This is a genomic window from Amycolatopsis sp. 3B14, assembly GCF_050958625.1.
Lineage (GTDB): Bacteria > Actinomycetota > Actinomycetes > Mycobacteriales > Pseudonocardiaceae > Amycolatopsis_E > Amycolatopsis_E thermoflava.
In genome coordinates this window covers 21,053-33,871 of record NZ_JBHZEN010000047.1, presented here as the reverse complement: position 1 = coordinate 33,871, position 12,819 = coordinate 21,053, and the positions used below count along the sequence as shown (strand labels likewise).

Below are 12,819 nucleotides of genomic sequence, written 5' to 3'. Positions count from 1 at the left end.
AAAGGCCGCCGCACCCGAGCAGGATGCGGCGGCCTTCGTGCGTCTACGTCAGCGCTCGATGCGCGGGATCCGCTGCGTGACCTCGGTGTCGGACTCGGCGGGGGTCTCGGCGGCGGCCAGCTTCTTCTCGCGGCGGGCCTTCGCCCACTCGATGATGATCGGCACCACCGAGACCAGCACGATCAGGATGAAGATGGCCTCGATGTTGTTCTTGATGAACGAGATGTTGCCGAGCAGGTGCCCCAGCGCCGTGATGCCACCGGCCCACAGGATGCCGCCGATCACCGTGTAGGTGAAGTACTTCTTCGGGTCCATGCGGCCGATGCCCGCGATCCAGGTGATGAACGTCCGGACGAACGGCACGAACCGCGCCAGCACGACCGCCTTCGGGCCGTGCTTCTCCAGGAAGGCGTGCGTCTTGTCGACGTACTCCTGCTTGAAGAACCTCGAATCCGGGCGCCGGAACAGCGCCGGGCCCGCCTTCCAGCCGATCGCGTAGCCGAGGACGTTGCCGAGCAGCGCCGCGACCGTCACCAGCGTGCAGACCAGCCACAGCGGCGCCTGGATCGAACCCTGCGCGACGAACAGGCCCGCGGTGAACAGCAGCGAGTCACCGGGGAGCACGGGAAAGACGCTGCTCTCGATGAAGATGATCAGGCACAGCCCGAGGATCACGTACGCGCCGAACTCGGTCAGCAGGTACTCCGGGTTGAACCACTTCGGCATGAGAGCGAGCGTGGTCGCGGTCTCGGCGAGAATCACAGCACAAAACGGTACAGGGTGACCCTGTGTGCAGTATGTGGGCTCACAGGAGAGTGATGAGACCGATGACCGCGCCGGTCGCGAGACCGAGGAGCGCGGCGAGGCCGAGGACCCAGTAGGCAGGCAGGTGGCGGACCGGGGGCACGTTCCGGCGCGGCGCCCGCGGGGCGGTCCGGTCGGCCGGGTTTTCCAGTGCGGCGCGCTCGCGTTCCAGCGAGCTGGCGTCCGCGCCGGACAGCAGGCCGAACTGCGGCCACCCGCCCGACGGCGGGCCGGGGTGCGGCGCGCTGCGGGCCTGCGCCTGCAGCGCCTCGGCCAGCAGCCGTTCCGGGTCCTTCGGCTCGCTCACCCTGCACAGCGTAATCAACCGTGGCTGGCCGCTGAAGCCGGAACTCACACCCGCGAACGCAGGACTCGCGCCTGGGAACGTGGGACTCGCGGGGGGTCGGGCAGGATGTCGGGATGCGTGAGCTGATCTACGTCTCGGCGTCGAAGCTCCGGCAGCTCGTCCCCGACCTGCCTGCGCGGGGCGGCGCCCTGCGGGACGTGGAGGCCGAGGTGACCACCCCGGTCGGCGGTTTCAAGGTCGGCAAGGCGGCGCGGGAGGCCGAGCCGGGGCTCGCGGGCGCGGTCGCGCGGCTGGAGGCCTCGGAGCGGGCCCCGAAGTGGTTCGCCGACCCGGACGTGCGGCCGGGGCAGTGGGTGCACTTCGAGGCGCCGATGAGCTACGGCGTGGTGGTCGGCGCGGCGACCTTCCTGGACGTCGGCGAGCCCGTCGACGGCTACCCGTCCGGCGGGGACCTGCGCCTGCTGCTGCACGGGTCGAGCGCCCACCTGCTCGGGGCCGGGCACCCGGAGCACCCGACCGGGCGGGAGGTGACGTTCTCGCTGTGGCTGCACTTCACCCATGCGCTGCGCGAAGCGACCGTCGAGAACGGCCGGAGCGACCTCGACGACAACCAGCTGTTCGCGGGGTGGCTGAGGCGGGTCCTGAACTGGCTGGACCGGGAGTTCCAGCCGCGCTTCACGGCCGCCTGGCTGGCCGGATACGCGCGCGTGACCGCGCGGATCCCCACGCCGTCGGGCACGGTGCTGGCCGCGACGCCGCTCTACGTCGAGCACGTCGAGCCGCCCGCCTGATCAGGCGCTCCAGGCGCCCTGCCGCAGCACCCGCTGTGGCCGGAGGTCGGCGTCCAGCACCACCAGGTCGGCGGCGAGGCCGGTGCGCAGCGACCCGAGCCGGTCGGCGAGGCCCAGTAGTTCGGCCGGGCGTCCCGAGGTCGCGCGGACCGCGTCGGGGATGGTCAGGCCGGCGCCCTTGACCAGGTTGCGGAACGCGGCGTCCATGGTCAGCGTGCTGCCGGCGAGCGAACCGGTGTCGGCGAGCGTCGCCACGCCGTCCCGGACGTCGACCTCCAGACGGCCCAGGTGGTAGCGGCCGTCAGCGGCGTCGGTGGCCGACATGGCGTCCGTGATAAGGATCGTGCGGCCGCGGCCGGCGTAGCGGGCCGCCATCCGCAGCACCGTCGGGTGCACGTGGACGAGGTCGCAGATCAGCTCGACGGTGACGCGCTCGTCGTCGAGCAGGACGCCGATCGGGCCGGGCTCGCGGTGGTGCAGCGGGCGCATGCCGTTGAACAGGTGCGTCGCGACGGTCGCGCCCGCGTCGATGGCCGGGCGGATCTGCTCCTCGGTGCCGTCGGTGTGCCCGATCGCGGCGATCACGCCGGACTCGGCCAGCTGGCGGACCGCGCGGACACCGCCGTTCAGCTCGGGCGCGAGCGTCACCATCCGGACCGCGCCGCGGCCCGCGCGCAGCAGGGCGTCGACGGTCGCCGCGTCGGGTTCGCGCAGCACCGCGGGGTCGTGGGCGCCGCAGCGGGCCGAGGCGATGAACGGGCCCTCCAGGTGGATGCCGGCCAGCTCGCCCTCCTCGACGAGCTCCCGCAGCACGGCCATCTGGTCCACCAGCGTGCGCACCGGATCGGACACCAGGCTCGCCAGCATGGTCGTGGTGCCGTGCCTGCGGTGGGCCTTGATCGCGGTGACGATCTCCTTCGCGTCGCCGCTGGAGAACGACCCGCCCCCGCCGCCGTGGCAGTGCGCGTCGACGAACCCGGGCACCACGTAGCACCCGCCGACGTCCACCTGGTCGCCCGGCGGTGGCGTCCCGGTGCCGATACCCGCGATCGCCCCGCCGGACACCGCGAGCCACCCGTCGTCCACCAGTCCTTCGGGGAGGGCGAGCCTGCCACCCGTCAGCACGAAACCCGTCACAGGCTCCAGCATATTGGTCTAAACCAGCTTAGGCACTCATGGCCTTCTGGAGAGCCTCCAGGGCCCGGCTCGCCGTGGACTTCACGGTGCCCTTCGAAATGCCCGCGACCTCGGAGATCTCCGCTTCGGAGAGCCCGCCGTAGTAGCGCAGGACGAGGACCTCGCGTTGCCGCGGCGGCAGCTTCGACAGCGCGTTCACCACCGACTGGTGTTCGCTGGACAGCATCGCGAGGCTCTCCGCGGACCGGGCGTTGACCACGTGCGGCGGCACGTACTCGCGGGCCGTCTTGCGGCGGCGCAGCACGCTGCGTGAGCCGTTGACCACCGCGGTGCGCAGGTAGGCGACCGCGGACGCGGCGTCGCGCAGCTTGCCCCAGTTGCGGTAGAGCCCCGTGAACGCCTCCTGCACGACGTCTTCGGCCGTGGCCGGTTCGTCGACGAGCAGGATCGCGAGGCGGACCAGGCGCATCCGGTGGATCTTGTACAGATCCTCCAGGGTCAGCGGACCCGCAGGCTGGGCCGGCGCGACCCCGTCCATGGTGCGCAAGTGCCCGAGCGTGCGTTCGACGCTGCGCTCCGCGCTGCCGTCCGGCATGTACTCCCGCCTGTCCTCGGCCCGACCGTTGTCCACGTGCTGTACACGCGGGAACCAGCGTATCGGTTGATTCACTTCACCCGGTAGCGTGCGGAGCAGGTACGCAGACGGAGGTGCGCATGGCCTGGTTCCTGGTGCAGACGGTTTACGACCAGGGGAAGTACGGGGAGGTCCGGCCCCGGCACCGCGAGTACCTCGCCAAGCTCGCCGCGGAGGGCACGGTCGCGGTGGCCGGCCCGTTCGCCGACGACTCGGGTGGCGCGTTCCTGATCCAGGCCGAGGACGCCGACGCACTCCAGGCCGTCCTCGACGCCGATCCGTACGTCGTCGAAGGCGCCCTGGAGAGCTTCACGGTGCGGGAGTTCAAGCCGACGCTGGGCGCCTGGGTTCAGTAGGCGCCGCCGAGCTTGGTGTGGTCCCAGCTGACGACCTTCGTCGGCGTGAACACCAGCCCGACGCGCTTGGCCGCCTGGGCGGCGACCACCTCGGCGGCGAATGAGCCGCCGCCGTAGCGCTCCGCCATGGCCGAGCCGATCTCCGCGACGGACGGCGTGTCCTCGACGATCTCGACGTCGGCCTCGAACTGGACGCCGCGCAGCTTGTCGTAGGTGTCGCCGGTCTCGACGAGCACGGTGGCCTGCGGCAGCCGCCGCAGGTTGGCGACCTTCTGCGATTTGCGGTAGGTCCAGGTCGCGACCCCGTCGCCGCGGGGCACGTACCAGAGCGGCGCCAGGTGCGGGCGGCCGTTGGGGTTGATCGTGGCGACGTTGATGACCCGTTGCTCGGCGAGGAACGCGAGGACCTCGTCGGGGGACATCTTGATCAGGTCACGGCGGGACATGCGGGGCCTCCTCAGTGGATCGCTGCCCGTCCACCATGCCCGGTGATGGCGGCTTCGCGCGCGCCGCGTGCCTTGATGTCCTCCAGCGCGGCCTTGTCGGCGGCGGGAACGCGGGTGCGCGCCCCGAGCTCGACGATCGGCGGGAGGAACGAGCGGAAGGCCTTGAGCACGCCGACCCACTTGGGCACGTGGATGACGCGGGCGCGCTTGAGGACGCCCGCCTCGATGAGGTCGAGGGCGACGTTGAGGGGGTAGGTCTTGCCGAGCAAGCCGGGCATGCCAGCACGGAGCTTGCCGAAGACCGGGTGCGCGTCGGCGCTGTCGACCAGGTCGGTCTTGATCCAGGTCGGGTGGGCGACGCCGACCTTGACGCCCAGGTGGGCGACCTCGGCGCGGAGGCTGTTGCAGAACGCCTCGACGCCGGCCTTCGCGGCGGCGTAGTTGGCCATCCCGGGGGCGTGGGTGATCGCCGCGAGGGAGGAGATCGCCAGCAGGTACCCGCGGCGCTCGATGACGTGGGGCAGCGTGACGCGGAAGGTGCGCCACACGCCGAGCAGGTCGACCTCGATGACCTTTTCGAATGCCGCGGGGTCGACGGAGCGGACGAAGCCCGTGGTGGCGATACCCGCGTTGGCGATGACGATGTCGATGCCGCCGAAGTGCTCGACCACGCCCGCGGTGGCCTTTTCGAGGGCGGCCCAGTCGGTGACGTCGGCTTCCCAGGCCTTGGCGGAGTCCCCGATGCGTTCCGCGACCTTGCGCTGTTCGTCCGCTTCGAGCCCGACGAGGGCAACCTTGGCCCCCCGAGCCGCGAGACGCTCCGCGAGCCCGGCGCCAATGCCGCGCGCAGCTCCGGTGATGAGCACGACCTTGCCTTTTACGTTCGCCATGGACGGACCATATACCAACCTACCGGGAGTAAGCTACTCCTCAGTAGGGTGTTCTTGGCCGGCGGTCGGGTTTGGGCTCGGGGTCACGCTGGGTTCGGGCTGAGGTTGGCGCTGGGTTGGGGTTGGCGCCGGGGCTGGGTTGGGATTGGCGCAGGGGCTGGGGTTGGGGTTAGCGCCGGGGCCTGGGGCTGCGGTTTGCGCCGAGGCTGAGGGGGCGCCAGGGCTGCGGCTGGGGTCTGGCGCTGCGGTTGGCGCTGGGGCTGCTGGCGGCTGGGCGCTGCGGTTGGCGCCAGGGCTGCGGCTGGGCGCTGGGGTTGGCGCCATGGCTGAGGGGGCGCCAGGACTGCGGTTGGCGCCAGGACTGCGGTTGGGGCCTGGCGCTGCGGTTGGCGCTGGGATGGTTTTCGGGGCGCCGCGCGGGTGGGTACCTCACGGCAGCACCGGTGGACACTCCACGGCCCCACGAGTGGGCACCTCGCTCACGGCCCCACGAGTGGGCGCCTCGTGAGCGCGTGAGTGGGCATCTCGAAGCCGCACCACTGGATACCTCATGCAGGCGGGCACCAGTGGCCACCTCGCGCCCCACGAACGAGCACCACGTGCACCCGCCGAAGGACACCTCACGACCGCGCGAGTGGTCACCTCGCAGTCCAACGAGCCGGGCACCTCGCAGGCACGCCAGTGGGCATCTCGCAGCCACACCCCTGGGCACCTCGTGCCTGCGGGTGCCAGTGGGCACCTCGTAGCGGCACGAATGAGCATCTCGTGAACCCGCCGGTGGGCACCTCGTGGCGGGCGAGTGGCCCATTCGCGCGGTCACGAGGTGCCCACTTGCGCATCCGGGCGAGGTGTCCGGTGGTGCGCCCACGAGGTGCCCACTCGCGTCATAACGAGATGTCCACTGGTCCCCGGGCAAGATGTCCACTCGCGCGCTCACACGAGAAGGCCAGCCGCGCCGCCCCAAATTGCATCAGCCGAATCGGGCACCACCGCGACCCCAAACCAACCCAATCGAGCCAGCCCAGCCCAGCCGAACCGCCGCCACTACCGCCATGCCGGCCCAGCCAAATCGGCCACCGTCGCGAGCCCAGCCCAGCCCAGCCCGAGCGAACCAACCCAGCCCAGCCAAACCAACCACCATCGCGAGCCCATCGCCAGCCCAGCCCAGCCCAGCCCGAGCGAGCCAACCCCGCCCAGCCAAATCGGCCACCATCGCGAGCTCAACGCAACCCAGCCCGAGCGAGCCAGCCCACCGCCGACCCAAGCCCAGCCCAACCGAGCCACTCACCTACTGCGAAGCATCATCCAAAACAGCCAGCTCCTCCGCCCCCAACCGCAACTCCACCGAGGCCAGCAAATCCGTCAACTGCTCCACATTCCGGGCACTGGCGATGGGCGCCACCACCGTCGGCTGTGCGGCCAGCCATGCCAGCGCCACCGCGGCCGGAGAGGTCCCGTGCGCGGCCGAGATCTCGTCGAGCGCCTCCAGCACCCGCTCGCCCCGGTGGTCCAGGTACTCGACCGCCTTCTCGGCGCGTGGGCTGCCGCTCGCCTCGCGGCTGCGGTACTTGCCGGTCAGGAAGCCGCGCGCCAGGCCGAAGTAGGGCAGCGTCGCCAGGCCCTCCTGCGCCACCAGCGGGGCCAGCTCCTGCTCGTAACCGCGCTCCACCAGGTTGTAGTGCGGCTGCACCGCGACGTACCGGGCGAACCCCTCCCGGTCCGAAATGGACAGTGCCTCCGCCAGGCGCTCGGCGCTGTAGTTCGACGCCCCCAGGTGCCGCACCTTCCCGGCCCGCACCAGCTCGTCGAACGCACCCAGCGTCTCCTCCAGCGGCACGTCCGCCACATCGCGGTGGGCGTAGTACAGGTCCAGGTAATCAGTCTGCAACCGGCGCAGCGAATCCTCCGCCGCCTCGCGGATGTTCTTCGCGCTCACCCCCGGCCGCGCCGCCCAGCTGCCCACCTTCGTCGCGATCACCACGTCATCCCGGCGGCCACGGCGCTTCAGCCACCTGCCGATGATCGTCTCGGACTCGCCGCCCGAATTGCCCGGGATGCGGGCCATGTACACATCCGCCGTGTCGATGAAGTTGCCACCGGCTGCCGCGTAAGCGTCCAGCACGGCGAAGGACTGCGCCTCGTCGGCCGTCCAGCCGAACACGTTGCCCCCGAGGATCAGCGGGAACACCTCGAGATCACCGATTTTCGCCATGATCCGAACGTAGCGGAATGCCGGCACCCCTCGCCGTAGTTGGGACGGTCATGGCTATCGAACTCGGCAAGATCGGTATCTGGCGGGGCGGGCACCAGCTGACCGTGGAACAAGCGCGCGAAGCCGAACGCCTCGGCTTCGGCGCAATCTGGATCGGCGGCTCCCCCGACGGGCAGCTGACCATCGTCGACGAGCTGCTGGACGCGACCGAGAACATCAAGGTCGCCACGGGCATCGTCAACATGTGGAAGGACGACGCGGCCACGGTCGGCGCGTCCTGGCACCGCATCGAGGCCAAGCACCCCGGCCGCTTCCTGCTCGGCGTCGGCATCGGCCACCCGGAGGCGACGCAGGAGTACCAGAAGCCCTACGACAAGATCGTCGACTACCTCGACGGCCTGGACGAGGCCGGCGTACCGGTCGCCGCCCGGGCGCTGGCCGCGCTCGGCCCGAAGGTTCTCAAGCTCTCCGCCGAGCGCACCGCGGGCGCGCACCCGTACCTGACCACGCCGGAGCACACCAGGGAGGCCCGTCGCGTCCTCGGCGACGGCGTGCTGCTGGCGCCCGAGCAGAAGATCGTTTTCGAGGCCGACCCGGAGAAGGCCCGCGCCATCGCCCGCCCGACCATCGAGAACCCCTACCTCCACCTCGTCAACTACCGCAGCAACCTGCTCCGCCACGGCTGGACCGAGGCCGACCTCGACAACGGCGGCAGCGACGCGCTGATCGACGCACTCGCCCTGCACGGCGACATCGACTCGATCGCCGCCGGCATCACCGCCCACCTCGACGCAGGCGCCGACCACGTCTGCGTCCAGGTCCTCGGCGACGACCCGCTGCCCGGCTACCGCGCCATCAGCGAAGCCCTGCTGTCCTGACCCGCCCCAGACCGCCGAAGCCGCTCCGCCCGCACCAGGGCGGAGCGGCTTTTCTCACTTGATCGTTCCCGACCTCCGCGGCAGAGAGCCAGCACACTGTCCTCCCACCGCCGACCTCGTACGATTCGGGCAAGGAAGGCGAACCACAGCTAGGAGGACCAACGATGCCCATCGCCACCCCCGAGGTCTACGCGGAGATGCTGGACCGGGCCAAGGCGGGCGAGTTCGCGTACCCGGCGATCAACGTGACCTCGTCGGAGACCCTCAACGCCGCCCTGCGCGGGTTCGCCGACGCGGAGAGCGACGGGATCATCCAGATCTCGACCGGTGGCGCCGAGTTCGCCTCTGGCACCCGGGTCAAGGACATGGTGACCGGCGCGACCGCGCTCGCCGAGTTCGCGCACGTCGTCGCCGAGAAGTACCCGGTCAACATCGCCCTGCACACCGACCACTGCCCCAAGGACAAGCTGGACGGCTTCGTCCGCCCGCTGATCGCCCTGTCCCAGGAGCGCGTGAACAAGGGCCAGAACCCGCTGTTCCAGTCGCACATGTGGGACGGCTCGGCCATCGACCTGGACGAGAACCTGGAGATCGCCACCGAGCTGCTCGCCAAGGCGGCCGCCGCGAAGATCATCCTCGAGGTGGAGATCGGCGTCGTCGGCGGTGAAGAGGACGGCGTCTCGAACGACATCAACGAGAAGCTCTACACCGCCGAGGGCGACTTCGTGAAGACCGTCGACGCGCTGGGCACCGGCGAGAAGGGCCGCTACCTGCTCGCCGCCACCTTCGGCAACGTGCACGGCGCCTACAAGCCCGGCGCGGTCAAGCTGCGCCCGGAGGTGCTCAAGCGCGGCCAGCAGGTCGCGGCCGAGAAGCTGGGCCTCGCCGAGGGCAGCAAGCCGTTCGAGCTCGTCTTCCACGGCGGCTCCGGCTCGCTGCTGTCCGAGATCCACGAGGCGGTGTCCTACGGCGTGGTGAAGATGAACATCGACACCGACACCCAGTACGCCTTCTCCCGCCCGATCGCCGACCACTTCTTCAAGAACTACGACGGCGTCCTGAAGATCGACGGCGAGGTCGGCAACAAGAAGACCTACGACCCGCGCAGCTACCTCAAGCAGGCCGAGGCCGCCATGGCCAAGCGCATCGTCGAGGCCGCCGAGCACCTCAAGTCGGCGGGCCAGAAGCTCAGCTGACCGCGACCTCCCGGTGGGTCCTCACCCGGGTGAGGGCCCACCAGAGGACGGGCAGGCCGGCCAGCACCACGAGGGCAGGCCAGTAGGCGAACGGCGGCGCGGACTCGGTGTGCGCGTCGCCGAGCAGCCACGGCCGCAGCTGCGCCTGCAGCCACAACGCGCCGTACCCGAAAGCGGTCACCAGCAGCCCGCCGGCCAGCGGCGTCAGCACCCGGTGCGACCGCCCGATCCGGAACGCGACGTCCACCGCGAGCCCGACAGCGAGCAGGTAGAACGGGATCGCCGAGGCCGGGAACGTGCCCACGACCAGCAGCGGCCAGATGATCGCGCGATAGGCCACGTACGCGGCGGCCACCGCGGTCGCCGCCCACGCGCGGCCGATCGTGTGCCGCGCCAGCGCCAGCACCAGCGCGGAGACCCCGATGCCCCACAGCGGGTAGACCCAGTCGGCGATCGGCATCGCGAAGTGCAGCACCGCGACCCGGTCGACCGGGTGCCCGATCTGCTCGGCGGCGAAGCTCAGCAGCGACGGCTCGGCCTCCGGCGCCCCGCGCTCCCACGCCCGCAGGCTGATGATGCCGTACTCCTGCTGCCCGTTCGGGAAGAACGTGTTCTCCAGGAAGAACACCCACAACCCGGTCAGCACCAGCGTGCGGAACCGGCCCGGCGGCGCGGACTTCAGCCAGCCGTCGATGACACCGGCGAGCATCACGCCGGTGCCGATGTAGAGCAGCATGTGCGTGGGGCTCCACGCGGTCAGGTCGAGGCCGCTGACCCGGTGGTTGATGACGTCCAGCGGCGCGGCGATCAGGAACATCACCAGCCCGGCCTGCATCAGCCGCAGCGACCGGCGGTCGCAGCCGAGCCCGGTGTAGCTGTGGATCGCGACGAGGACGATGACGATCCCGGTGCCGACCGTGTTGATCAGGTGCGGCGGGGCGAAGTCGTCGCGGATGAACTTGAAGTGCCACGACATGTCCCAGGACGAGCCGAGCACCTTGAAGGTGAACGCGACCAGCCACATGCCGTAGGCGAACCGCAGCACCCACTCGGGCGTCGGCTGCCCCGGCACCCCGCGCACCCAGTGGGTGGCGAAGAAAAGCTTGGTCTTGCCGATGGGTCCGCGCGGCACGGCGACACCCTCGGCGGCCCCCTCGAGCGCCTTCGTCATGCGGACATCATCCACGGTCGGCGGGGCTGGGCGGAGCGAGATGCCGGAATTTCAGGGTTCACCCTGAGGCGTGACACGCTTGCGTCCACACGCGGCGGCGGGCATCGTGTCCGCCCGTGATGCCGAAACGTCTCGTCGCCACGGTGCTGATCGCCGCTCTCGTCCTCCTCGGCAGCGGGGTCCTCGCAAGCCTGTTCGTCTGAAAACCTGGTCGTGTCCCCGGCCTGGGTGCCGGTGCCGGTAGCGGAGCCGGTCGCCTGCACGGCGGCACCGGCCGACGCCGCTTACAAGCACCCAGTCGCCGCCGCCGATACTGGGCAGCATGACGAACCTGCTGGAACCCGATCCCACCCGGCTGCCCGAGCGCGTGGACGCGCAGGCCGCGATGGACGCCGGCACCGACCCGTCCGACGTGGCCGCCGAACACCCCGACTTCAGCGAGGCCTGGGCGGCGCTGGCCGAGCGGGCGCTGGAGGCGGGCGAGTTCGTCCCCGCCTACGCCTTCGCGCGCACCGGCTACCACCGCGGCCTGGATCAGCTGCGCCGCGCCGGGTGGAAGGGCTTCGGCCCGATCCCCTGGGACCACCGCCCGAACCAGGGCTTCCTGCGTGCCCTCGCCGCCCTCGCGAAGGCGGCCCAGCGCCTCGGTGAGACCGAGGAGTACGAGCGGTGCCGGAAGTTCATCGCCGACTCCGACCCGGCGGCCGCCGCGGCGACCGGCCTCCAGTAGATCCGCACCATCTAGAACTCCCCGCAGTTGTCAGGTGCCGCCTTGCCCGCGAACCGGCCTTCCAACCAGGCGAAGGCGGCCGGGTAGCCGGCGACGGCGCCACCGACGTGGGTCGGCACCGCGAGGGTGTCGAACTGCACGGTGGCGCCCTCGTCGCACCAGTTCCGGGCCATGGTCCGGCCCTGCTCGTAAGGCACGATGTCGTCCAGCGCGCTGTGCACGACGTACATCGGCACCTCCGGTTCGAGCGTCCCGATCCGCTGCTCCTCGACGACCGACGCGTACGGCTCCTCGGCCAGGTACTCGCCGATCGAGCGGCCGTCGACGGTCAGGTCGGTGGTGCGGGTGAAGGCGTGGTTCACGATCGACTCGGCGGTGCACTCGTCCTCGACCTGCGCTTCGAGGGCCTTGCCCCGGTCGTTGAGGACGTCGGTGATGCGCAGCTCGGGGTAGGCGTAGTTGACGCTCGCGACCGCGAACATCAGGAAGCCGACGGCGTAGGCGCCGTCCAGGCTGCGGCCGACCGCGGCGAGGTCCGCCGGGACCGCGCCCGCGTAGGCGCCCTTGAGGTCCAGCTCCGGCGCGTAGGACGGCTGCAGCTCGGCGGCCGCGGCGGATGCGCCACCGCCCTGCGAGTAGCCGGCGATCGCGACCGGCCCGTCTGCGGGCACGCCCGGTAGCTGCTGCGCCGCGCGGATCGAGTCGAGGACAGCGTGGCCTTCGGCCGTGCGGTTGACGTAGGTGTGCACGCCGGGAGTGCCGAGGCCCTCGTAGTCGGTGACGACCACCGCGTAGCCGCGCGCGAGCAGGCCGGCGATGAACGGGCCCTCGTACTCCCCGCCCGCGGCCAGCGCCTTCGACGGCGCGCACTGGTCGCCGAGGCCCTGCGTGCCGGGCGCGTAGGCGATGAGCGGCCGGTCGCCCGCGCCGTACCACGGCGTCTTCGGCGTCAGCACGGTTCCGGTGACCGCGACGGCGTCACCGTGCGTGTCCGTGCTGCGGTACATGATCCGCTCGACGTCGGCGGGAGCGCGAAGCAGTTTCACCGGGTCGAGGAAGAACTCGCTCGGCGCGTGACGGATGATGGCGCCGTTGTCACTCGGCAGGGTGGCCGGCGGATCGTAGAAGTCAGCAGAGGAGGTCACGGCGCCGGCGGGCGTGGTCGTCAACGACAGCGCGGCGACCGCCGCGGTCACGATCGCCACGAGCCGGCGATTCGAAAGGCGCATGAACGCTCCCCGGTGAGCTATTTTCCGACAGCTATGTC

At 70.8% G+C, this 12,819-nt stretch carries 14 protein-coding genes; 5 read left to right on the top strand and 9 right to left on the bottom strand.

Annotated features, from left to right (window positions below; genetic code table 11):
• Nucleotides 1–48: 48 nt before the first annotated feature.
• Complete coding sequence (locus ACCP09_RS25470; protein ID WP_433750888.1) at nt 49–762, bottom strand: DedA family protein; 714 nt, start codon at nt 760–762, stop codon at nt 49–51.
• Between the two features lie 43 nt (nt 763–805).
• Nucleotides 806–1,111, bottom strand: a complete 306-nt coding sequence (locus ACCP09_RS25465) for a hypothetical protein (RefSeq protein ID WP_123684488.1) — start codon at nt 1,109–1,111, stop codon at nt 806–808.
• Between the two features lie 113 nt (nt 1,112–1,224).
• On the opposite strand from ACCP09_RS25465, the gene ACCP09_RS25460 reads away from it, so the two are divergent.
• Complete coding sequence (locus ACCP09_RS25460; RefSeq protein WP_027933382.1) at nt 1,225–1,902, top strand: SAVMC3_10250 family protein; 678 nt, start codon at nt 1,225–1,227, stop codon at nt 1,900–1,902.
• Here the strand turns inward: ACCP09_RS25460 and nagA are convergent, their stop codons facing one another.
• Both nagA and ACCP09_RS25450 read right to left on the bottom strand, forming a co-directional pair.
• Nucleotides 1,903–3,027, bottom strand: a complete 1,125-nt coding sequence (nagA, locus tag ACCP09_RS25455; protein WP_433750967.1) for an N-acetylglucosamine-6-phosphate deacetylase — start codon at nt 3,025–3,027, stop codon at nt 1,903–1,905. It abuts the gene before it with no gap.
• Nucleotides 3,028–3,067: 40 nt separating this feature from the next.
• Nucleotides 3,068–3,634, bottom strand: a complete 567-nt coding sequence (locus tag ACCP09_RS25450) for a SigE family RNA polymerase sigma factor (protein WP_026153625.1) — start codon at nt 3,632–3,634, stop codon at nt 3,068–3,070.
• A gap of 119 nt (nt 3,635–3,753) precedes the next feature.
• On the opposite strand from ACCP09_RS25450, the gene ACCP09_RS25445 reads away from it, so the two are divergent.
• Nucleotides 3,754–4,029: a YciI family protein gene (locus tag ACCP09_RS25445; RefSeq protein ID WP_027933380.1), complete on the top strand. Its 276-nt coding sequence runs from the start codon at nt 3,754–3,756 to the stop codon at nt 4,027–4,029.
• On the opposite strand, the gene ACCP09_RS25440 is transcribed toward ACCP09_RS25445, so the two are convergent.
• The 3 genes from ACCP09_RS25440 to ACCP09_RS25430 form a co-directional block, all read right to left on the bottom strand.
• On the bottom strand, nt 4,023–4,475 hold the full coding sequence (locus ACCP09_RS25440; RefSeq protein WP_433750883.1) for a pyridoxamine 5'-phosphate oxidase family protein: 453 nt from the start codon (nt 4,473–4,475) through the stop codon (nt 4,023–4,025). The two genes, ACCP09_RS25445 and ACCP09_RS25440, sit on opposite strands and share 7 nt — an antisense overlap.
• Before the next feature lie 11 nt (nt 4,476–4,486).
• Nucleotides 4,487–5,365 carry an SDR family oxidoreductase gene (locus ACCP09_RS25435; RefSeq protein WP_027933378.1) on the bottom strand — a complete coding sequence of 293 codons (879 nt, stop codon included), beginning with the start codon at nt 5,363–5,365 and terminating at the stop codon, nt 4,487–4,489.
• A gap of 1,288 nt (nt 5,366–6,653) precedes the next feature.
• Nucleotides 6,654–7,577 carry an aldo/keto reductase gene (locus tag ACCP09_RS25430; RefSeq protein ID WP_433750879.1) on the bottom strand — a complete coding sequence of 308 codons (924 nt, stop codon included), beginning with the start codon at nt 7,575–7,577 and terminating at the stop codon, nt 6,654–6,656.
• A 50-nt stretch (nt 7,578–7,627) separates the two neighbouring features.
• Between ACCP09_RS25430 and ACCP09_RS25425 the strand changes: the two genes are divergently transcribed.
• Together ACCP09_RS25425 and fbaA are read left to right on the top strand one after the other, a co-directional pair.
• Nucleotides 7,628–8,455 (top strand): LLM class F420-dependent oxidoreductase, encoded by an 828-nt coding sequence (locus tag ACCP09_RS25425; RefSeq protein ID WP_433750876.1) that lies wholly within the window; start codon nt 7,628–7,630, stop codon nt 8,453–8,455.
• Between the two features lie 164 nt (nt 8,456–8,619).
• Nucleotides 8,620–9,651, top strand: coding sequence for a class II fructose-bisphosphate aldolase (gene fbaA, locus ACCP09_RS25420; protein ID WP_017985705.1), 1,032 nt, complete (start codon nt 8,620–8,622; stop codon nt 9,649–9,651).
• Here the strand turns inward: fbaA and ACCP09_RS25415 are convergent.
• Nucleotides 9,644–10,822, bottom strand: a complete 1,179-nt coding sequence (locus tag ACCP09_RS25415; protein ID WP_433750867.1) for a hypothetical protein — start codon at nt 10,820–10,822, stop codon at nt 9,644–9,646. The two genes, fbaA and ACCP09_RS25415, sit on opposite strands and share 8 nt — an antisense overlap.
• A 322-nt stretch (nt 10,823–11,144) precedes the next feature.
• Here ACCP09_RS25415 and ACCP09_RS25410 point away from each other — a divergent pair, with 322 nt between their 5' ends.
• The gene (locus ACCP09_RS25410; protein ID WP_027933374.1) at nt 11,145–11,552 is read left to right on the top strand and encodes a DUF3151 domain-containing protein; all 408 of its coding nucleotides are present in this window, start codon (nt 11,145–11,147) and stop codon (nt 11,550–11,552) included.
• Between the two features lie 11 nt (nt 11,553–11,563).
• On the opposite strand, the gene ACCP09_RS25405 is transcribed toward ACCP09_RS25410, so the two are convergent.
• Nucleotides 11,564–12,781, bottom strand: coding sequence for a lipase family protein (locus ACCP09_RS25405; RefSeq protein ID WP_433750864.1), 1,218 nt, complete (start codon nt 12,779–12,781; stop codon nt 11,564–11,566).
• Nucleotides 12,782–12,819: the final 38 nt, after the last annotated feature.

Bases quoted from the DNA above. Each gene is read 5' to 3' on its own strand.
- ACCP09_RS25460 (WP_027933382.1), top strand. From the start codon at position 1,225: ATGCGTGAGCTGATCTACGTCTCGGCGTCGAAGCTCCGGCAGCTCGTC.
- ACCP09_RS25450 (WP_026153625.1), bottom strand. From the start codon at position 3,634: ATGCCGGACGGCAGCGCGGAGCGCAGCGTCGAACGCACGCTCGGGCAC.
- ACCP09_RS25445 (WP_027933380.1), top strand. From the start codon at position 3,754: ATGGCCTGGTTCCTGGTGCAGACGGTTTACGACCAGGGGAAGTACGGG.
- ACCP09_RS25440 (WP_433750883.1), bottom strand. From the start codon at position 4,475: ATGTCCCGCCGTGACCTGATCAAGATGTCCCCCGACGAGGTCCTCGCG.
- ACCP09_RS25435 (WP_027933378.1), bottom strand. From the start codon at position 5,365: ATGGCGAACGTAAAAGGCAAGGTCGTGCTCATCACCGGAGCTGCGCGC.
- ACCP09_RS25430 (WP_433750879.1), bottom strand. From the start codon at position 7,577: ATGGCGAAAATCGGTGATCTCGAGGTGTTCCCGCTGATCCTCGGGGGC.
- ACCP09_RS25425 (WP_433750876.1), top strand. From the start codon at position 7,628: ATGGCTATCGAACTCGGCAAGATCGGTATCTGGCGGGGCGGGCACCAG.
- fbaA (WP_017985705.1), top strand. From the start codon at position 8,620: ATGCCCATCGCCACCCCCGAGGTCTACGCGGAGATGCTGGACCGGGCC.
- ACCP09_RS25415 (WP_433750867.1), bottom strand. From the start codon at position 10,822: ATGACGAAGGCGCTCGAGGGGGCCGCCGAGGGTGTCGCCGTGCCGCGC.
- ACCP09_RS25410 (WP_027933374.1), top strand. From the start codon at position 11,145: ATGACGAACCTGCTGGAACCCGATCCCACCCGGCTGCCCGAGCGCGTG.
- ACCP09_RS25405 (WP_433750864.1), bottom strand. From the start codon at position 12,781: ATGCGCCTTTCGAATCGCCGGCTCGTGGCGATCGTGACCGCGGCGGTC.